This window comes from Streptomyces sp. NPDC003379, from assembly GCF_053589195.1.
Map to the genome: position 1 here is coordinate 340,436 of NZ_JBSFRK010000001.1, position 18,891 is coordinate 359,326.

Annotated in this window: 19 protein-coding genes; 7 read left to right on the forward strand and 12 right to left on the reverse strand. The window is 71.8% G+C overall.

All coding sequences use genetic code 11. From position 1 onward, the window contains the following. Window positions 1-166 precede the first annotated feature (166 nt). Window positions 167-406 carry a hypothetical protein gene (locus tag ACWDVB_RS01460; RefSeq protein ID WP_451513527.1) on the forward strand — a complete coding sequence of 80 codons (240 nt, stop codon included), beginning with the start codon at window positions 167-169 and terminating at the stop codon, window positions 404-406. A 96-nt stretch (window positions 407-502) separates the two neighbouring features. Here ACWDVB_RS01460 and ACWDVB_RS01465 read toward each other — a convergent pair whose 3' ends face one another. From ACWDVB_RS01465 to ACWDVB_RS01505, 9 genes are all read right to left on the reverse strand, one after another. Beyond that, window positions 503-700, reverse strand: coding sequence for a hypothetical protein (locus ACWDVB_RS01465; protein WP_451513500.1), 198 nt, complete (start codon window positions 698-700; stop codon window positions 503-505). Window positions 701-870: 170 nt separating this feature from the next. Further along, window positions 871-2,220, reverse strand: coding sequence for a pentalenene oxygenase (ptlI, locus tag ACWDVB_RS01470; protein WP_451513501.1), 1,350 nt, complete (start codon window positions 2,218-2,220; stop codon window positions 871-873). Window positions 2,221-2,281: 61 nt separating this feature from the next. Continuing rightward, the gene (gene ptlA / locus ACWDVB_RS01475; protein ID WP_451513502.1) at window positions 2,282-3,292 is read right to left on the reverse strand and encodes a pentalenene synthase; all 1,011 of its coding nucleotides are present in this window, start codon (window positions 3,290-3,292) and stop codon (window positions 2,282-2,284) included. Between the two features lie 680 nt (window positions 3,293-3,972). After that, window positions 3,973-4,986, reverse strand: a complete 1,014-nt coding sequence (locus ACWDVB_RS01480) for a polyprenyl synthetase family protein (RefSeq protein ID WP_451513503.1) — start codon at window positions 4,984-4,986, stop codon at window positions 3,973-3,975. After that, a complete protein-coding gene (locus ACWDVB_RS01485; RefSeq protein WP_451513504.1) occupies window positions 4,983-5,117 on the reverse strand; it encodes a hypothetical protein in 135 nt (44 codons plus the stop codon). Before ACWDVB_RS01485 ends, ACWDVB_RS01480 begins: the two co-directional genes overlap by 4 nt. 36 nt (window positions 5,118-5,153) lie before the next feature. Continuing rightward, on the reverse strand, window positions 5,154-5,927 hold the full coding sequence (locus tag ACWDVB_RS01490) for an SDR family NAD(P)-dependent oxidoreductase (RefSeq protein WP_451513505.1): 774 nt from the start codon (window positions 5,925-5,927) through the stop codon (window positions 5,154-5,156). A gap of 194 nt (window positions 5,928-6,121) precedes the next feature. Beyond that, window positions 6,122-7,126: a type I glyceraldehyde-3-phosphate dehydrogenase gene (gene gap / locus ACWDVB_RS01495; RefSeq protein WP_451513506.1), complete on the reverse strand. Its 1,005-nt coding sequence runs from the start codon at window positions 7,124-7,126 to the stop codon at window positions 6,122-6,124. 166 nt (window positions 7,127-7,292) lie between these two features. Continuing rightward, window positions 7,293-8,321, reverse strand: coding sequence for a helix-turn-helix domain-containing protein (locus ACWDVB_RS01500; RefSeq protein WP_451513507.1), 1,029 nt, complete (start codon window positions 8,319-8,321; stop codon window positions 7,293-7,295). 44 nt (window positions 8,322-8,365) lie between these two features. Next, window positions 8,366-8,932: a TetR/AcrR family transcriptional regulator gene (locus ACWDVB_RS01505; protein WP_451513508.1), complete on the reverse strand. Its 567-nt coding sequence runs from the start codon at window positions 8,930-8,932 to the stop codon at window positions 8,366-8,368. Window positions 8,933-9,032: 100 nt separating this feature from the next. Here ACWDVB_RS01505 and ACWDVB_RS01510 point away from each other — a divergent pair, with 100 nt between their 5' ends. From ACWDVB_RS01510 to ACWDVB_RS01530, 5 genes are read left to right on the forward strand one after another with little or no spacing between them, the layout of a single operon-like run. Then, window positions 9,033-10,757, forward strand: coding sequence for a CocE/NonD family hydrolase (locus tag ACWDVB_RS01510; protein ID WP_451513509.1), 1,725 nt, complete (start codon window positions 9,033-9,035; stop codon window positions 10,755-10,757). After that, window positions 10,754-11,707 carry an ABC transporter permease gene (locus ACWDVB_RS01515; RefSeq protein WP_451513510.1) on the forward strand — a complete coding sequence of 318 codons (954 nt, stop codon included), beginning with the start codon at window positions 10,754-10,756 and terminating at the stop codon, window positions 11,705-11,707. Before ACWDVB_RS01510 ends, ACWDVB_RS01515 begins: the two co-directional genes overlap by 4 nt. Continuing rightward, window positions 11,704-12,564 (forward strand): ABC transporter permease, encoded by an 861-nt coding sequence (locus tag ACWDVB_RS01520; protein ID WP_451513511.1) that lies wholly within the window; start codon window positions 11,704-11,706, stop codon window positions 12,562-12,564. Before ACWDVB_RS01515 ends, ACWDVB_RS01520 begins: the two co-directional genes overlap by 4 nt. Beyond that, window positions 12,561-13,598, forward strand: coding sequence for an ABC transporter ATP-binding protein (locus tag ACWDVB_RS01525; RefSeq protein WP_451513512.1), 1,038 nt, complete (start codon window positions 12,561-12,563; stop codon window positions 13,596-13,598). The genes ACWDVB_RS01520 and ACWDVB_RS01525 overlap by 4 nt, the downstream gene beginning before the upstream one ends. Beyond that, a complete protein-coding gene (locus ACWDVB_RS01530) occupies window positions 13,582-14,370 on the forward strand; it encodes an ABC transporter ATP-binding protein (protein ID WP_451513513.1) in 789 nt (262 codons plus the stop codon). Before ACWDVB_RS01525 ends, ACWDVB_RS01530 begins: the two co-directional genes overlap by 17 nt. 224 nt (window positions 14,371-14,594) lie before the next feature. On the opposite strand, the gene ACWDVB_RS01535 is transcribed toward ACWDVB_RS01530, so the two are convergent. Both ACWDVB_RS01535 and ACWDVB_RS01540 read right to left on the reverse strand, forming a co-directional pair. Next, window positions 14,595-16,043, reverse strand: a complete 1,449-nt coding sequence (locus ACWDVB_RS01535; RefSeq protein ID WP_451515535.1) for an amidase — start codon at window positions 16,041-16,043, stop codon at window positions 14,595-14,597. Window positions 16,044-16,075: 32 nt separating this feature from the next. Next, complete coding sequence (locus ACWDVB_RS01540; RefSeq protein ID WP_451515534.1) at window positions 16,076-17,722, reverse strand: ABC transporter substrate-binding protein; 1,647 nt, start codon at window positions 17,720-17,722, stop codon at window positions 16,076-16,078. 173 nt (window positions 17,723-17,895) lie between these two features. On the opposite strand from ACWDVB_RS01540, the gene ACWDVB_RS01545 reads away from it, so the two are divergent. After that, the gene (locus ACWDVB_RS01545; RefSeq protein ID WP_451515533.1) at window positions 17,896-18,357 is read left to right on the forward strand and encodes a DUF3237 domain-containing protein; all 462 of its coding nucleotides are present in this window, start codon (window positions 17,896-17,898) and stop codon (window positions 18,355-18,357) included. 25 nt (window positions 18,358-18,382) lie between these two features. Here ACWDVB_RS01545 and ACWDVB_RS01550 read toward each other — a convergent pair whose 3' ends face one another. Next, a complete protein-coding gene (locus tag ACWDVB_RS01550) occupies window positions 18,383-18,796 on the reverse strand; it encodes a MarR family winged helix-turn-helix transcriptional regulator (protein WP_451515532.1) in 414 nt (137 codons plus the stop codon). Between the last annotated feature and the right edge of the window lie 95 nt (window positions 18,797-18,891).

The window sequence follows — 18,891 nt, forward strand, 5'->3', positions numbered from 1 at the left end:
TCTCTGTCGCGGCTGGACGGTACTGGACGGAGCTGCGATGCGCTGGTGACGGTTCGTCAGGCGACCCGTTCGTATGATCGTCGGTGACTTCTCGGGCTCGGCGGCGGTTACACACGGCGAGCGGGCCGTGCACGACGGCCCGCGCCCATGGTCCAAGGAGGTTGCGATGGACGGCAGTTGGGTGCAGGCAAGTTGGGTGCGGACGGTGTCCCGTTGGGCGGTGGTCGCGGCGGTCACGGCGGCGCCGGCCGTTCTGTGCTCCGGTGCGGCACACGCCGACGAGACGAACGAGAACTCGCACAACGCCCCCAGGGTCGCGCTGATCAACACCGGCCAGATCGACGACCCGATGGAGGATGTGCTCGAGCACACCCTGAACTTCGGGGACGGGTACCAGTGGAACTGACCGGCACGGCCGCGCGCCGTTCGTAGCCGTCACCGTCGCGGGCTTGTGCGGATCCCGGTACCCGCGCAAGCCCGCAGTGCCGCGGCGGTGTTCAGGTCACGGGGCGACGCAGCCCGTGACCGGGATCTCGCTGGGGAGCGAGGGGGACGTCGGATCGATGATCCCCGTAATGTCACCGGGCGCCTGCACCAGGCAGTCGATGGCCGCGGCCGGGTCCGGGACAGCGTTGGCGGGCACGGCGAGGATTCCCAGCAGAGTGACGGCCCCGAGGACGACGGCGGCGTAACGGCGCATGTGAAGTCTCCTTCGCTTCGGCGGAGTTGCCAGCGGTCCGGCCTTTCATGCCGGGCCGCTCCGTGACTCCCCAGCCATCGCACCCGATACGCCCTTTATCACTCGTACGTGGATGAGGGAACGATCCGTCACCGCGTGGCCGCTGGGCCCGCCGCGCAGAAGCCTCCTCCCTACTGACCGGGCGTACGGGCGGTCAGGCGCAGGCGGAGTCGGCGCGGCTGGTAGACGGTGGCCAGCGGGATGGGCCGCACGTCGACGCCGGGCTCGCAGGTGACCCGCCACTTGCTGAGGATGGTGGCGAGCGCGAGGGTCGCCTCGGTGCGGGCGTAGAGGTCGCCGATGCACTTGCGGGCGCCGGTGCCGAACGCCATGAACGCCTGCCGGGCCAGGGGCGAGACCTGGTCGGGCAGCCAGCGGTCGGGGTCGAACTGCCGCTCCTTGGGGAAGGCGTCGGTGTTGAGCGCCACCGCGGCGGGGCTGAAGACGACGGTGCTCCGCGCGGGCAGCCGCAGCCCCGCCACGTCCAGGTCGGTGGCGGTGATCCGGGTGAAGAGCCAGGCCGGCGGGTAGAGCCGCAGCGTCTCGGTGATGATCCGGTCGGTCAGCCGCAGCCGCGCGACGTCGTCGAACTCCGGGGCCCTGCCCGCGAGGACGTCGTCGATCTCCGCGTACAGCTGCTCCTCGATCTTCGGGTACTTCGAGAGCAGGTAGAAGATCCAGGTGAGGGTGGCCGCGACGGTCTCGGTGCCGGCCGCCATCACGGTGATGACCTGGTCGTGGATCTCCTTGTCGTCCAGTCGGCCGCCGTCGTCGTCGCGCGAGTCGAGGAGGGCGGAGAGCAGGTCGTCGTGGTCGACGCCGTCGCGGCGGTAGTCGTCGATGAGGGTCTGCGTGGTGCGGTGCAGATAGTCGAGGTTCTCGCGGTAGCGGCGGTTGCCGGGGCTCGGCATCCTGCGCACCGCGGCGGGCAGGAACATCTGCCGGAAGAGGCCCTTGAGCACGGCGTCGAAGGCGCGCTCCACGCTGTCGGCGAGTTCCTTGCTGACCGGGGTCGAGTACAGCGTGCGGCCGACGGTGCGCAGGGCCATGCCGTACATCTCCGGGAAGGCGTCGACGACCACGCCGTCGCTCCAGCGCTCCGCGGTCGTCTCGATCTCCGCGTGCATCGCCGAGGCGTACCGCTTGAGCTGGGGGCGGGTGAAGGCCGACTGCATCAGCCTCCTCTGCCGGCGATGGTCGGCGTAGGGGCAGGTGACCAGGCCGTTGCCCGCGATGTCACGGGCCCGGTCGTAGAAGATGCCGCCCTTGTCGTACTCGTTGTCGCTGGTCAGGACCTGGCGGAGCAGGGTGGGGTGGGTCGGTACATGGGCCTCCGTGGGGCCCAGGCGTATCTTCACCAGGTCGCCGTGTGTGGCCAGTGACGACATGAACTGCAGGGGGCGGCGCATCATCTGCCAGGCGTGTCCGACGAAGGGTGCGGCTCCGGGCGCCGTTCCCGCGACGAAGGTCTGCTGGGTCATGGGGTGTTCCTCTTCTTCCTCGGAGTCTTCGAGTGCATGCTGTGGCGGCCGGTTGACAGCCCTAGCGGAGGCTGCCGAGCTCCTCCAGGTAGCCCTGGCGGCTGGCGGCCAGCGCGAACTCGGCGTCGTAGCGGCCCGAGGAGCGGTGCCAGTCGTAGGAGCCGCGGATGACGGGGCGCACCGCGTCGAGCCGGTAGCGCTCGACGGCCTCGCGCTCGTGCGAGGTGAGCGAGAAGGCGTCGCAGACCTTCGGCAGGGCGCTCTCCAGGAGCAGGAACTCCTCCAGCCGTACGCGCACTTGGTCCTGCATGTACGCGATGCTGCGGCTTCTGGGCCAGCCGTGCTCGCGCATGAGGATGAAGACCATGTTGTTCAGTTCGCCGCGCGCCTCCTCCTTCTCCAGCGACGCGATGTCGTTGAGCATGAGGTTGACGTCGACGGCGATCCGCAGCATCGCCGACATCACGGCGCTGTCGAAGACCCGGTGCGGCACCTCGAAGTGTCCGGTGGCCTCGGCGAGGTCGACCGTGGGCTGTACGCCTATGGTGTGGCGCCGCATGTTCAGGTACTCCCGGGCGGAGTCGCAGGGGGTGTCGTCGAAGCGGCCGCTCGCCTCGTCCACGTACCCCTGGAAGTAGTTGCGCCAGTGCTGGGCGCTGCGGGCGCACCACTCCTTCGACATGCCCCGGCGGGAGCGGCGCCAGATGTCGGCGAAGCCGTGGGCTATCAGCGGCGCCGACTCGGGCAGCGGGCCGTCCAGGGCGGCGGCGACGGCGTCGGTAAGTTGCCTGGTCTGTCGCGGGTCCTCGCCGCGCGGGCCGTCGAAGAGGTCGTCGAAGAGGAAGAACCAGGACATCAGGTCGACGCCGAGGTCGAGGTCGGGCCCGCTGGTGGAGGGGTAGAAGCGCGAGGCGAGATCGGCGTAGCCGCCCTTGCGGTGGCGCTCCGCCGCGGCCTCGGTGTTGATCAGGCCGAAGGAACGGGGCCAGGCGATGTGCTCGGCCTCGGCGCGGGCGTGGTCGGGGCTGCGGCGCATGGGCAGGGGTATGGAGAAATCGATGTCCTGTGGCATGGGGGAATCTCCCTGGGCTTTACAGGGGCACGGACTGGCGCCCGAGGTGGGGTGGGGTGGGGTGACATGGACCCGCCGGACCGGGGCGACGCTGTCCGCGGTGCGGTGGGGGGCGGGGCTGGGGTCGAGGTTGGGGCGGCGGGCCGTGGGGGCGGCCCGCGTGGGGTGCGGTGGGGCGGCACCGTCCGGTGAGTGAAGGGTGAGGAGGTCCGCTGGGTGGGGCTGGGGAGCTGAGGTGCCGGGTGGGGTTGAGGTGCCGGAGGCGGTGTGCCGGTGTCGGGGGCGGGATGCGGATGTCGGGGGCGGGCGCGGCGGTGTCAGGGACGGGATGCCGATGTCGGGGGCGGCCGGTGGTGTTGGAGGCGGGTGCGGGGGTGTCAGGGACGGGTGCCGGTGTCAGGGGCGGGCGCGGCAGTGTCGGAGGCGGGATGCCGGTGCCGGGGGCGGGGCGGCAGTGTCAGGGACGGGGCGCCGATGTCGAGGGCGGGCGGGGCGGTGTCAGGGACGGGGTGCCGGTGTCAGGGGCGGGCGCGGCAGTGTCGGAGGCGGAATGCCGGTGTCGGGGGGGGGCGGCGGTGTCAGGGGCGGGGTGCCGATGTCGGGGGCGGGCGGGGCGGTATCGGGGGCGGGATGCCGGTGTCGGGTGGCGGGCGCGGGGGTGACGGGGGTGGGCGCGGGGGCTACATGTCGCGGCCCACGACGAAGGCGCCGAGCGCGATGAGTTCGTCGCGCGCCGCCGGGTCGAGGGCGGCGTCCCGCAGCGCGGCCTCGCCGAGTTCCAGGCGGCGGGTCGCCTCGGCGACAGCCCAGGCGCGGCCGCCGGCCTCCTCGACGAGGTCGGCGGCGCGGCGCAGTTCCGCCTCGTCAGGCTCGTCGGGGGCGCTGAGCCAGGCGGCCAGTTCGACGCTCGACGTGCCCTGCTTGTTCAGCGCGTACGCGACGGGCAGCGACTTCTTGCGCGTACGCAGGTCGTTGTGGACCGGCTTGCCGGTGCGGGCCGGGTCGCCCCAGACGCCCAGCACGTCGTCGATGAGCTGGAAGGCGATGCCGACCTGGTCGCCGTAGAGCGCGAGGGCGTCCACGACGGTGACCGGCGCCCCGGCGAGGACGGCGCCGATGGCGGCGCTCGCCGAGAGCAGCGCGCCGGTCTTGCCGGCGGCCATCTCGACGCACTCCTCGACGGTGACGTGCGCCCGGCTCTCGAACGACATGTCCCGCACCTGGCCGCGGATCAGCTCGCGGGTGGCGCGGGAGAGCAGCCGGGCGGCGGCGGCCGCGGTCGGCCGCCCGCACTCCAGGAGCACCTCCTGAGCCAGCGCGAGCAGGGCGTCACCGGTGAGGATCGCGCCCGAGGCTCCCCAGAGGGACCACACGGTGGGGCGGTGGCGGCGCTGTTCGTCGCCGTCCATCAGATCGTCGTGCAGCAGCGAGAAGTTGTGGACGAGTTCGACGGCGACGGCGCCCGGCAGGCCGGTCTCCTGCCGGGCGCCCGCCGCCTGCGCGGAGAGCAGCGCCAGCGCGGGCCGTACGGCCTTGCCACCGCCGTCGGAGGCCGGGGTGCCCGCCGCGTCGATCCAGCCGAAGTGGTAGGCCGCCTGGTGGCGGCTCTCCTCGTCGAGCCGGTCGAGGGCCGCGCTCAGGGCGGGCGTGAGTGTGTCGCGGACCCGGTGCAGGCTGCTCGGTGTCGCACTCACCCGGCACCCCCCGTGCGCCACGGCTCGGCGATCTCGTTGTGCTCGGGGCCGGCGCGGGTGATGTCACCCGAGATGGTGGCGCCGCGCACGACGGCGCCGAACGACGAGCCGGGTATGGGCGGTACGTCCATGTGCGTTGGCTCCTTCTCGGCTGGGCGTGTTGACGTTCAGGAGGCATAGGGGGGCAAGTGCTGCCGTACGTCGGTGAACTGGGCGTCGATCCGGTCCGGGGCGTCGGCGTTGGTGAAGAGGTAGAAGCGGTCGGAGCCCAGCGCCTCCCAGACCGTGCCCGCCACCTCGTCGGCGCTGATCGTGGTGGCGCCGACCGCGTCGCGCGGCGCCACCAGGCCCCGGGTCATGGGGGTGTCGACCCGCCCCGGGCAGAGCACCGAGACCCGTACCGGCGAGTCGCGCAGATCGGCCCGCAGGCTGCGGGCCAGGGCCAGGTCGGCGTGTTTGGACGCCGCGTAGGCCGCGGAGCCCGCGCCGACGACGAACGCCGACATCGACGCGGTCTGCACGAGGTGGGCGGGGCGCCCGCCGGCGAGGATGCGGGGCACGAAGGCGCGCGCCACATGGAGGTGCGACCAGAAGTTCACGTCGAGGACGCGGCGCGTCTCGTCGAGGGGCACCTCCCACAGCGGCCGGCCCACCGGCCCGACCACACCGGCGTTGTTGCACAGCACGTCCACCGCGCCGAGACGCTCGTACGCGACGGCGGCCAACTTCTCGACCGCCTCCGCGTCGACGAGGTCGGCGACGAACGTGCTGACGACGTCCGCGCCGATTCCCGCCAACTCCCCTGCCGCGCGGGCGAGTCCCTCGCTGTCGACGTCCGTCATCACCACGCGCGCGCCCTCCCGGGCCAGCCGGGCGCTGAGCGCGCGGCCTATGCCACTCGCCGCCCCGGTGACCACGGCCGTACTCGCCTCGAAACGCATCCGCCGTCCTCCCCGTCATCGAACGTGTACGTCATGCACCGGCGAGCGCGATGAGCAGCGGCATCAGTCACGGCGTCGAAGCCGCGGTCGCGCATGGGAATTGCCCCCTTGCCGCGCCCCAGCGACATTGCTGGGGCGCGCAGGAGGGGCTGAGGGCCGAAAGAGGAGGAGCCCGGACCGTGTGGGCGGGCGGGTCAGAGGGAGGTGCCGACCTTCAGGGCCAGGTCGATGAGGCGGTTCGAGTAGCCCCACTCGTTGTCGTACCAGCCGACGACCTTGACCTGCGGTCCGTTGACACGCGTGAGGCCCGCGTCGTAGATGCAGGAGGCCGGGTCGGTGACGATGTCGGAGCTGACGATGGGCGCCTCGGTGTAGGAGAGCAGCCCCTTGTACGCGCCGGCGGCGGCCTTCGCGTACGCCTCGTTGAGCTCCTCGACGGTGGTGCGGCGGGTCGTGGTGACCGTCAGGTCGGTGACCGACCCGGTGGGCACGGGGACCCGCAGGGAGAACGCGTCGAGGCGGCCCTGGAGTTCGGGCAGGACCAGGCCGATGGCCTTGGCCGCGCCGCTGGACGTCGGCACCACGTTGACGGCCGCCGAGCGGGCGCGGCGCAGGTCCTTGTGGGGGGCGTCCTGGAGGTTCTGGTCCTGGGTGTAGGCGTGGACCGTGGTCATCATTCCGTACTCGATGCCGACGGTGTCGTGCAGCACCTTGGCGAGGACACCCAGACAGTTGGTGGTGCAGGAGGCGTTGGAGATGATCGTGTGCCGCTCGGGGTCGTACGTGTCGTCGTTGACACCCAGGACGATCGTGACGTCCTCGTCGCTGGCGGGCGCGGCGATGATCACCTTCTTGGCGCCGCCGTCGATGTGCGCGCGCGCCTTCTCCGCCTTGGTGAAGATGCCCGTGGACTCGATGACGACGTCCACACCCAGGTCGCCCCAGGGCAGCTGGGCCGGGTCGCGCTCGGCGAGGACGGTGACCTTGCGGTCGCCGACCCGGATCGCTCCGGGTTCGGCGGTGATCTCTTCGGGAAAACGGCCGAGGACCGAGTCGTAGGTCAGGAGGTGGGCCATGGTCGGTACGTCGCCGAGGTCGTTGACCGCGACGATCTCCAGGTCCGCGTTCCTGGCGGCAACCGCCCGGAAGACGTTCCTCCCGATGCGGCCGAAGCCGTTGATACCTACACGAACAGTCATGCGTTCCTCTCACGATGGTTACGAGAAGGCAGCCGCGCGCGGCATATCGCACCGTGGCGACCACCCGGAACACCATAAGCAACTTGCATAAGCTATCAATACACCGCCACTCCGCAAGCTATAAGCTCCCCCGGGTGCATGCCTCCTTCAACGATCTGAATGTGACTCACTTCACGCACGAGGGACGGGACTTCTTCCACCGATTCGGGGCGCCGTGGGTGCGCAGGGCCTGAACGGCCCAGTCGAGCACCGGCGCCAGGCTCTCCGGAGCGGGCCAGTCGTTGACGACCGCGAGGAGCCGCAGATACCGATCCCGGCGGGGGTCGTTCATGCTCTCCAGATGCCCGGCCAGCCGCCGGCGCAGCGCGTCGCCGTCCGGCAGCCCGACGGTGTGCGCGTAGTGCCCGGCGAGCGCCGCGACGACCGCGTCCGCCCGGGGCCCGGCAGGATCGACGCCCTCGGCCAACGCGGGCCCGACGAGTGAGCGGACGGCTTCGGCGAGGATGCGGGGCAGCCCGGTGGCGTCGTCCGGGGCCCGGTCGGTGGCCATGTTCCGGGCCATTCCCCGCACGCTGGAGCGGAAGTCGGCGTCCCGGAACAGCTCGGCCAGCTCCACCCACGCCTCGACCTGCTCCGGGCTGGGGTCGGCGGGGAGTTCGGGAGTCATCGAGCGGATGACGGCCGGGAAGGCGGGATCGGTGTGCAGCCCGGTGAAGACGGCGCCGAGGAAGTCACAGACCAGCCGCCGCCGTTCGTCCTCGGAGAGCTTGGTCAGCCGGTGCATGAGGTCCAGCTCCTCGGGCGTGGAGCCGCGCCTGGCGGCCACCGTCAGCACGGCCCGGCGCTGGCGCAGGGTGTGTATCTGTACGTCGAGCGCCTCCGCGTGCGCCGAGGCCACCTCGGCGAGCGGGATCTCGCGGTCCACGACCCGGCGGATGGTGGCCAGGTCGAGCCCCAACTCCCGTAGCGTCCGCACGAGTCCCAGCCGGGCCACGGCGTCGGCGCCGTAGAGCCGGTACCCGCCCGGGGTGCGGTCGGCCGGTGTCACGACCCCGGAGTCCGAGTAGAAGCGGATGGTCTTGACCGGAAGCCCGGTGCGGCGGGCGAGTTCACCGATGGAGCAGAGGGTGTCGGTGTCGGTGTCGCCGTGGGCGCGGGAGTCGGTGTCGGTATCACAGGGGCTGTCGTCGTCCATGCCTCCACTCTCATGTCTCCCGTAACGGGAGACTCAAGGCGCGCTCACTCCCCGACGAGCGCGTCGACGACGGCACGGGCGACGCGGCCGGCCCGCTCGGGCGTCCAGTAGTCCGGGTCCTCCACCGTGGAGACGAAGTATCCGCGGGTCAGCAGGGAGAGCACGTCGGCCGCCAGCTCGGCGTCGGGCACCCCGGCGGCGACGGACGCGTCGAGGAACTCCCGTCGCGACTCGTGCGGCTCCCGGTGGTCGACCACCTGGGGGTCGGCGTGCGCCGAGGAGAGCATCTCGACCCAGAGCGTGCGCAGCAGCAGGTCCTCGGGCTCCGTGCTCAAGTGCCACTCCACGGTGGCCCGCAGGCGCTCCTTGCCGTCCAGCTCACCGACCCGCTCGTCCAGGTCGGCGCGCCAGCGGGACTCCGCGGCGCGGACGGCGTTGGTGATCAGGGCCGTCCGCGTCGGCACGTAGTTCGTGACCATCGCCGTGGAGCCGCCCAGCTCCTTGGCCACGGCGCGGATGGTGATCGCGCGCGCGCCGTCGCGGGCGGCGACGGCAAGGGTGGCCTGGGCGATTTCCCTGCGGCGTTGGACTTCGTCGACGTCGATCGGCATGAAGGCAACCTAGCTCAGAGGGGGGTTGACGCTGAACGGACTCAAATGCAACGCTGTTATATCACGCTGTTTTTTAAAAGCTTTCCGCCCTGGAGGGTCCATGAGCCTCGTCGTCCGGCGCGTCACCCCCGAGCCCGTCCCCCGGCACGCGCGCCAGCACATGGTGCGCATGCGGGACGGCGTGTTACTGGCCACCGATGTGTACGGGGCCGACACCACGACCGGCCCCTCCCCGACGGTTCTTGTGCGCCTGCCGTACGACAAGAACAGCCGGTACGTCTTCTTCGAAAGGGTCGCCGAGCGGTTCACGGCGCGGGGATACGTCGTGGTGGTGCAGGACGTCCGCGGCAAGTTCCGCTCGCAGGGCCGCACGCTCGCGTGGACCGGTGAGGTGGACGACGGGTACGACACCATCGAGTGGGTCACGCGGCAACCCTGGTCGGACGGGGTCGTGGGCATGTTCGGGGACTCGTACTACGGCTTCACGCAGTGGTCCGCGGTCTCCAGCCAGCACCCGGCCCTGCGCGCCATCGTCCCGCGCGTGACGTGCGTCAACAACGGGCCTGGGGTGGCCAGTTACGACGCCGGGGCGGGCCCGCAGCCCCTGTGGCTGGAGGGCGCCGACTACCAGGCGCACGTCTGGGTGGACAACGACAGCTACGAGTACGAGGCCGACCTCACCAAGCGCCCGCTGATCGCCGCGTACGAGGAGGCCTTCGAGGCCCTGGGGAAGCGCTCGGCCGGCTTCGACCTGATCGTCGGCGGCGTCCGCCTCGCCCCCTACAGCGGGCCGCACCCCTATGACGCGCGCCCCGTGCCCGTCCTGCACTGCGTGGGCTGGTTCGACAACCTCGGCACCGCCCACATGCGCGACTACACCGAACTGGCCCGGCGGCCCGGCTGGGCGGCGGTGCAGTACCTGAACGCCGATACGACCGACCACGAGAACTACTCGCTGGAGGACGCCCCGGTCTCCCCCGCCACCGACCACGCCGTCGACGACGCCGCTCTGGAGCGCATGCTCGACTCCTATACGGGACCGGCGCTGGAGTTCTTCGACGTCTTCCTGAAGGGCACCGCCCCGCCCGAGTCGCTGCCCAGGGTGCGCTGGAAGCTCGGGCACGTCGGCTGGCGCACCTCGGCCACCTGGCCGCCGCCGGGGACGCACCAGAGCGAGCTCCATCTCGGAGATCCGGAGTCCGCGACGGGTCCGGTGCCCGGCGGCCGTCTCGCCGCCCGCCCGGCAGCCGACACGGAGGAGTACGTGGAGTGGCGGTACGACCCCGACGACCTCGTGCCCTCCGCCACGGCCGACACCTTCATGCGGCTGCGCGACCATCCGGACGAGCGGCCCACCGCCGACCGGGACGACGTCCTCGTCTTCACGGGCCCCGCGTCCGACATCCCGCTCGACCTCGTCGGCCCGGTGCACGCGCGGCTGCACGTCGAGAGCACGGCGCCCACCTTCGACGTCTTCGTCCGGCTCCTCGACCTCGCCCCCGACGGCACGGCACGGCTGATCGTCCGCGGCTGCGTGCAGGCGGACGCCCCGGGGGAGGTGCGGGTCGACCTCGGTCACACCGGCTACCGGGTACGCCCGGGTCACCGTCTCGCGCTGGCCGTCGCCGGCAGCGACTTCCCGAACCACCTGCCCAACTCCGGTTCGCATGAGGACCCGTGGCTGACGACCGCGCCCAAGGCGAGCCTGCAGAAGCTGCGGACCGGACCCGCCCACCCCTCGCGCCTGTGCCTGACCGTCCTGCCGGCGTCCGCTTCCGCGTCGGCGTCCGCGTCGGCGAGCGGGGACGACGGGGGCCCACAATGACCCTCCGCTTCGTCGCCACCCGCCTTGCCACACTCGTCGTGACCGTCCTCGTCTCCAGTCTGGCCATCTACGGGGCGATGTTCCTGAGCCCCGGCGACCCCGCCACCTTGCTGGTCGGCGGCAGCCGCGACCCCGATCCACAGGTCCTCGCCGGGATCCGCCGCGAGTACCACCTCGACGACCCGTTCATCGGGGGCTACTGGCACTGGCTGAGCGGCTGTCTGCGCGGCGACTTCGGCACGTCGCTCGTCTACCGCGACAGCGTCGCCGACCTGATCGGCGCCCGCGCCGGTGACACGCTCGCCCTCGTGTGCTACGCCGCCGTGCTCGTCCTCACCGTGGGCACGGTCGTCGGCACGGTCGCCGCGCTGCGCGGAGGACGTACGGAGACGCTGGTCACCACGGTGACGGCGGGCGCCATGGCGGTGCCGACGTTCGTCATGTCGGTGCTGCTCATCTGGCTCTTCGCCGTCCGGCTCCCCTGGTTCCCGGTGTACGGCTCGGGCGAGGGCCTCACCGGCACGCTCTCCCACCTGACGCTGCCCGCGCTCGCGCTCGCGATGACCTGGATCGGCTACGTCGCCCAGGTCACCCGTACCGCCGTCCGCGCCGAACTGCGCGCCGAGCACGTGGAGACGGCGCGCAGCCGCGGCGTACCCGAACGGACCGTGATCCGGCGCCATGTGCTGCACAACGCCTCCGGTCCCGTCTTCGCGGTGTCCGGAGTCGGCGTCGCCGGGCTCGTCGCCACCGCCGCCGTCGCCGAGCAGGCGTTCGGCACCGGCGGCCTGGGGGCTCTCATGATCGAGGCGGCGTCCAAGCAGGACATGGCCGTGGTGCAGGCCGTGTCGCTGATCTTCATGGTCGTGTTCGTCGTCATCAACACCGCGGTCGACCTGGTCAGCGCCGCGCTCGACCCCCGACTCTCCCGGAAGGGGGCTGCCCGATGACCACCGCTCTGTTCGCCCGCGTGCCCCGGGCCGTGGCGGGAGCCGGACGCCCGAAGGACCACCTGACGCTCTGCGCGGCGTGTGTGGTCGGGTTGTTCGTCCTGCTGGCCGCGCTCGGTCCGCTGATCGCCCCGCACGATCCGAACGCCGTGGACGCGCTGGGCGTCAACGCCGGCCCCTCCGCGGCGCACCTCCTCGGCACGGACGACACCGGGCGCGACATCCTGTCCAGGCTCATCATGGGCACCCGCGCCAGCCTCGCCGCCCCGGCGGTGATCATCGCCGTCTCGACGACGCTCGGCACGCTGCTCGCGCTGTCCGCCGCCTGGTTCGGCGGGTGGCTCGACCGGTTCGTGTCGGGGGTGCTCGACGTCGTGTTCGGGTTCCCGGGTCTCATCATGGCCGTCCTCGCCGCCGCCGTCTTCGGCGCGGGCCTCGTCGCACCGGTCGTGGCGCTGTCGATCGCGTATCTGCCGCTGATCACCCGCGTCGTGCGGGCTGCAGCCGTCAAGGAACGCGCTCTTCCCTACGTATCGGCGCTCCAGCTCCTCGGCGCCCCCACGGCCCGCATCTGGCTGCGGCACCTGCTGCCCAACCTGCTGCCGCTGATCCTCGTCCAGGCCACCATCGGGTTCGGTTACGCCCTGCTCGACGTGGCCGCCATCTCCTTCCTCGGCCTGGGCAGCCAGCCTCCCGACCCCGAATGGGGGCTGATGGTGACCAACGGAGCCCCGTCGATCCTCTCCGGCCACCCCCAGCAGTCGCTGTACGCGGGGCTGGTCATCCTCGTCGTCGTGGTGGCGTTCAATCTGCTCGGGGCCGGTCTGTCCCGACGTCTGCTCGGAGAGAACGCATGAGCCGGACACCTCTCCCTCCCCTCCCCCTGCCCCTGCCCCCGCCCCTGCTCCACATCGACGCGCTCGGCATCGATCTCCCGGTCGACGGAGTCGTACGTACCGTCGTCCACCGCGCCGACGTGGCCGTCCCCGAGGGAACGGCCGTGGCCCTGGTGGGCGAGTCGGGGTCCGGGAAGTCACTGACGGCCCGCTCCGTGCTGCGGCTGCTGCCGGAAGGGGCCGGAGTACGCGGGGACCTGCTCTTCGCGGGCGAGTCCGTGCCCGGCATGTCACCGGAGCGGCTGCGCGGGTTCCGGGCCGCCGATGTCGCCATGGTCTTCCAGGACCCGAGGGCCCACATCAACCCCGCCCGCAGCGTGGGGGACTTCCTGGTGGAGGGCCTGACGACCGCACGCGGCGTCCCCGGCGCCGAGGCAGTCGCCAGAGTGACGAAGATCCTCCGCGAGGTGGGCATCGGCGACGCCGACCGGCGGATGCGGCAGCGCCCCCACGAACTGTCGGGCGGGCTGCTCCAACGCGTCATGATCGCCGCCGCGTTGGCCGCCGAACCCCGGCTGCTGCTGGCCGACGAGCCGACCACCGCGCTGGACGTGACCACCCAGGAGGAGGTGATGGCCATCATCGGGGAGGCGCGCGAGGCGCGCGGGCTCGCCATGCTGTTCATCACGCACGACCTCGAACTGGCCGCCGCCGTGTGCGACAGGATCGTGGTGATGTACGCGGGGAGCACCGTCGAGGAACTCCCCGCGGGACGGCTCCGGGAGAGCGCCTCGCATCCGTACACGCGCGCGCTCCTCGCGTCCCGCCCGCCGGTCGGCGACCCCGGCGCGGAGCTGCGGTCCATCGCCGGAAGGCCGCTGTCCGGTTTCGAGGCGCCCGCCGGGTGTGCCTTCGGTGACCGGTGTCCCCGTGTGCGGGACCTGTGCCGCGAGCAGGCGCCTGAGCCGCGGGCGGCCGGCGACGGCACGGCGGCCTGCCACTTCCCCCACACGTCGTTGCCCGAGGAGGCAGAGAGCCATGCTCGACGTACGTGATCTGCGCAAGGTCTTCGGCGACTTCGTCGCGGTGGACGACGTCGGCTTCTCGCTCGCGCGAGGGAGTTCCCTCGCGGTCGTCGGCGAGTCGGGGTCGGGCAAGACGACCACCGCCCGCATGATCGCCGGGCTGGAGACGCCCAGCGGCGGCCGGATCGTCGTCGCGGGCGACGAACGGCCGCCCGGACGGCCCCGGTCACGGGAGCGGCGCGCCCGCAGCCGTCAGATCCAGATGGTCTTCCAGGACCCGTACTCGTCGCTCGACCGGCGCCAGCGCGTGGGCGACGCGATCGCCGAGGCGGTCCGGCTCCACCGGGCACCGTCCTCGGCCGCGCTCCGGGACCGGGTGGCGGAGCTGCTCGACATGGTCGGCCTGGACGACCGGCAGGCGCGGTCCCTGCCGAAGGCGCTGTCGGGCGGCCAACGCCAGCGTGTCGCCATCGCCCGTGCGCTGGCGGCCGAGCCGCGGGTGCTGATCCTCGACGAGGCGATCGCGGCGCTCGACGTGTCGATCCAGGCCCAGATCCTCGGCCTCCTCGCGCACATCCGCGCCACCACCGGGACGGCGCTCCTGTTCATCACGCACGACCTCGGCGCCGTCCGGCACATCAGTGAGGAGGTGCTGGTGATGCGGGCGGGAAGGGTCGTCGAGCACGGACCGGTCGCCGCCGTCCTCGACGACCCTCAGGACGCATACACGCGGCGCCTCATCGATTCCATCCCGAAGCCGGGCTGGAGACCACGGAGAAGGCCGCGGGAGCCCGCGGCCTGAGCGGACGGGGGTGGTCGCACGTCGAAGATCGGCGGGGCGGCCACGCCCCGAAGACCCACGGGGCGCCACGCGCCGAAGACCCGCACGGCGGACACGCGCCGAAGACCCGGCAGGTCAGTCGTTCCCCTCGCTCCACTTCGGGTGCCGCCCCCGCCGCAAACGCCCGCGCCCCCGCCGGTCCAGGAGACCGGCGGGGGCGCGACCGTCTGCGGGGGCCCCGCGTGTCAGTCGGCGTGGGTCCAGGCCAGGGGCGGGCGTGTGCGGTCCGTCCTGGTTTCGATGTCCGATGCCACGTGGAGCAGCGCGTCCTCGCGGAAGCGGCCGCCGATCAGCTGGACGCCTGTCGGGAGGCCATCGCGGGTGCCCGTCGGTACGGACATCGCCGGGAATCCGAGCACCGGCACGGCCTGCATGGGCCACTGCGCGGCGAGGAGTTCCCGTACCCGGGCGTCGCCGGCCAGGTCGGCGTCCTGTTCGAACGGCGGTTCGGCGGAGACCGGCGTCATGAGGATCCGGTCGTCGCCCAGGTACCGCTGGAGGCGGCTGACGAGGGTGCCGCGCCGGGCGTAACCCTTGATGTAGGCGTCCAGGGTGGGCCGTTCGCCCCAGGTCTCCGCGGCGGCGGCGAAGGAGGAGGTGAGGGAGACCCGTACCGACTCGTCGCCGAAGCGCTCGATCTCGGGCAGCATCGTCCGCAGCTCCTCATAGAGCAGCAGCGACCAGAGCAGGGCCGCCTCGCCGAGCAGCGGCAGTTCGACCTCCTCCACGTCGTGCCCGGCCTCGCTCAGCCACCGCGCCGCCCGGTCGAGCGCGGCGTTCACGGTGGGGTGCGGCTCGGCGAGGCCGACACTCCGTACGATCGCGATCTTCTTCCGGCCGGGCAGACCCAGCGGGGGCCTCGCCGGGAGGCCCACGGGGTCGACGAGGTCCGGCGTCACCATGGCGTGCAGCCCTCGCCGGACGTCGTCGACGGTCCAGCCGAGCGGGCCGTGCACGGCCATCGTCTGGAAGGACATGGGGCTGTCGAACTCCTCGGCCCCGCGCGGTTCCGTTCCGGAGACGAGGCCCATCGTGGGACGCAGCCCGACCGCGCCGCAGCAGTAGGCGGGGAAGCGGACGGACCCGCCGATGTCGTTGCCCTGCGCGATCGGCACCATCCCGGCCGCGACCGCCGATGCGGCGCCTCCCGAGGAACCGCCCGGCGTGCGCCCGCTGTCCCACGGGTTGAGCGTCTTGCCGTGCAGGTCGTTGCCGGTGAACCAGCGGACGGCGAAGGCCGGGCTGTTGCTGCGGCCCAGGAAGTTCGCGCCGGCCTGCCGCAGCGCGGCGACGCACTCCGCGTCGTCCGGCGCCACGGCACCGGCCCACGCCTTGACGCCGTGCGAGCTGACGTGGCCGCGCAGCGACGTGTTGATCTTGGTGGAGACCGGTACGCCGTGCAGCGGAGGCAGCTCCGCACCGGCCGCGACCGCCGCGTCCGCGGTCGCCGCCCCGGCGAGCACCTCCTCGGGCCGGATGTCCACGAGGGCGTTGAGTGCCGGGTTGGTCGCGTCGATCCGCGCGAGGAACGCGGCGGCGACCTCGGTGGCGGAGAAGGTTCTGTCGCGGATCCCGGCGGCCAGTTCGGCGGCCGGGCGGTCCCACAGCGGCGTGTCGCCCGGGGTGTCGGTCATCGTCGTCTCCTGTGAGGTGGGCGTGTGCGGGGTCACTTGGCCGTGCCGCCGAGGTGGGCGGCCCACGGCATGCTCATGTAGGCGAAGGAGGTGGGCGCGCCGCTGACGCGCTCGTTCATGAACATGCGTTCATGGGTGGTGGCGAGGTGGACCACCGGGACGGTGGGGGTGAACAGGGCCTGCGCTTCGGCGTACGCCTTGGCCGACTTGGCGGGGTCGGAGGACGTGCGGGCCCGGTCGAGCAGCCGGCTCACGTCGGCGTTGCGGTAGTTGGTCCAGTTGAAGATGCCGCGCGGGGTGACCATCTCCGCCACGTAGGACGCCGGGTCGGGCATGCCGACGTATCCGAAGGTCAGGACGAGGTCGAGGTCCTCGCGTACGGACGGGTCGTAGAAGAGGGAGGACATCTCGGTGGGCTGGAGCTGCTTGATGCGGATGTCGACGCCGGTCTTCTTGGCCGCCGCCTGGATGAACGTCAGCGCCTGGAGCCCCCGCTGGTCCCCGGCGGGAATGGCGGCCACCAGCGGCCGCGCCGGCGCACCAGCCCGCTTCACCAGCTTCTTGGCGCGATCCAGGTCCGGCTTGGGCACGGCGGGCAGCGCCTTGTACGCGGCGTCGAACCGGGCGGCCTCCGGGTCGCCCCGCCAAGTGAGCGGCGGGACGAGCGACTTCAGGGTGGTGGCGTCGCCGCCGAAGACGTTCTTGATCAGGGCGTCGCGGTCGATGACGTACGACAGCGCGTCCAGGAGCCGGCGGTCGGCGGCCGGGGACTTGGCATTGGCGGGGATCAGCAGGACGTTCTGCGTGGAGGGGCCGAGGTGGGTCGCGCCGTTGTCGGCCTTGGCGAGCGCGGTGGCGCTGCTGGGCGGCAGTTCGTAGGTGCCGTCCACCTCGCCGGACAGCAGGGCGCTGGTCAGCGTATTGCTGTTGGTGATGAACTTGAAGTCGATCTCTTCCGCCTTCGGCTTCAGCTTCGCGTCCCAGTAGGCGCCGTTGCGCTTGAGGGTGATGCCGGCGCCGGACTTCCACGAGCCCAGCTCGAACGGTCCCGTGCACATGAGGCCGCCCTTGGCGGTGCCATAGGCGGGGCCGGCCTTCTCGGCGTACGCCTTCTTGTTCACCGCGCCGAACGACGTGGCGAGCGCCTTGGGCAGGGTCTGGTCGTACGTCCTGGTGCGCAGCGTCACCTGGTGGGCTCCGGTGGCCTTGATCGACGTCACCGCGGAGAGGTAGTTCCCGTACAGCGCCTGCGTCTTGGGGTCCCGCTGCCGCTCCAGGCTGTGGATGACGTCCTTCGGCGTCATGCGGGAGCCGTCCCAGAACCGCACGTCGGACCTCAGGTCCAGCACCAGGGTCCGCTTGTCGGACCAGGTGGTCTTCCGGGCGAGGCCGGGGCTCAGGGAGAAGTCGGCGTTCATCCGCGTCAGCGTGTCGCAGAGGTTCGCGCCGACCGTCTGGGGCGAGTAGTCGCCCACCTTCGCGGGGTCCAGGGTCGTCGGCTCGCCGTAGGGCAGGGCCCAGGTCACGCGGTCGACGGCGGCGGGGCCGGGCGGCGTGGTGGTGGTGAGGCGCGTGGTCCGGGGCGGGCCGTCGGCCCCGTCGGACGCGGAGGTGCAGGCGGCCGTGGCCAGCAGCCCCACACCCATGAGCAACGTCAGCATCCGTTTTCTCGCAGCCATGACTGATGCTCCTTGCCGAGCGGAGGTAAGGGAGAGGGACGCTCACCTCACGGCATGGGAGCTGCCGGCGAGACGTCGTAAATGAGTGTCATATAACGCTGTTGCATCTCACGCTCGCATCTGGTGAGCTGACGAGTCAAGACCCCCGCCACCACCACTCAGAGGAGCCCGCCATGCCTTTCGCCCCCGTACTCGACTTCGCCTTCGAGATCCGCGCCCACGTCACCGAAACGCTCCACATCGGCCACGGCGACGGGGAGGTCACCGAGTTCACCCCCATCGTCGGCGGCAGCGTGGACGGCCCCCTGCTCCGCGGCGAGGTCCTCGCGGGCGGCGGGGACTGGAGCAGCACCCGCGGCGAGGTCTGCGAGCTCGACGCGCGGTACCTGATCCGGGCCGAGGACGGCGCGGTGATCGACATCGCCAACCGCGGCTTCTACCGGCCGAAGGCCGACAGCCCGGACCAGTACGACGGTGGGCTCCAGGTCTCGGAGGCCGGGCACTACTACCGGACGTCACCGGTCTTCCGGACCGACGCCCCCGCCCATCGGTGGCTGACCGGGACGGTCTTCGTCGGCCTGGCCCGCCCCGAGGGCGACGACGTGGTCGTCATCCGCATGTACGCGCTCCGATAGAGGCGGCGAGTGGAGGCGGCACGCCTCAGGACAGCGACCGCCAGGCACGGTTCAGGGCGTCACGGAACCGCCCGACCTCCTCGGCGCTGAACTCGGCGACCATGCGCTCTTCGAGCCGCGCGGCCGGTTCGGCGTACTCGGCCAGCAGCCGGCGCCCCGCGTCGGTGAGCAGGATGAGCCTCTCCCTGCGGTTGAGCGGGTTGGACTCGCGGCGGATCAGGGCGCGGCTCTCCAGCGCCCGCACCATGTCGGACATGGTCTGCGCCGTGACGAAGGAGTCCCGGGCGAGCTGGGCGGCGGACACGCCGTCGTGCCGCTGAAGGACGGTGAGGGCCGTGTACTGCAGGGCCGTGATGCCGGCGGGCTTGAGCATCTCCTCCAGGCGCGCCCGCACCACGAGTTCGGCGCGCTTGACCAGGTAGAGCAGCGAAGGACTCATGGTCTCCACCCTAGGTCATTGACAGGAATCCTGATCATCGCGAACACTGACGCCCAACGCGTTCATCAGGATTCCTGTCGATTGTCGATCTACCA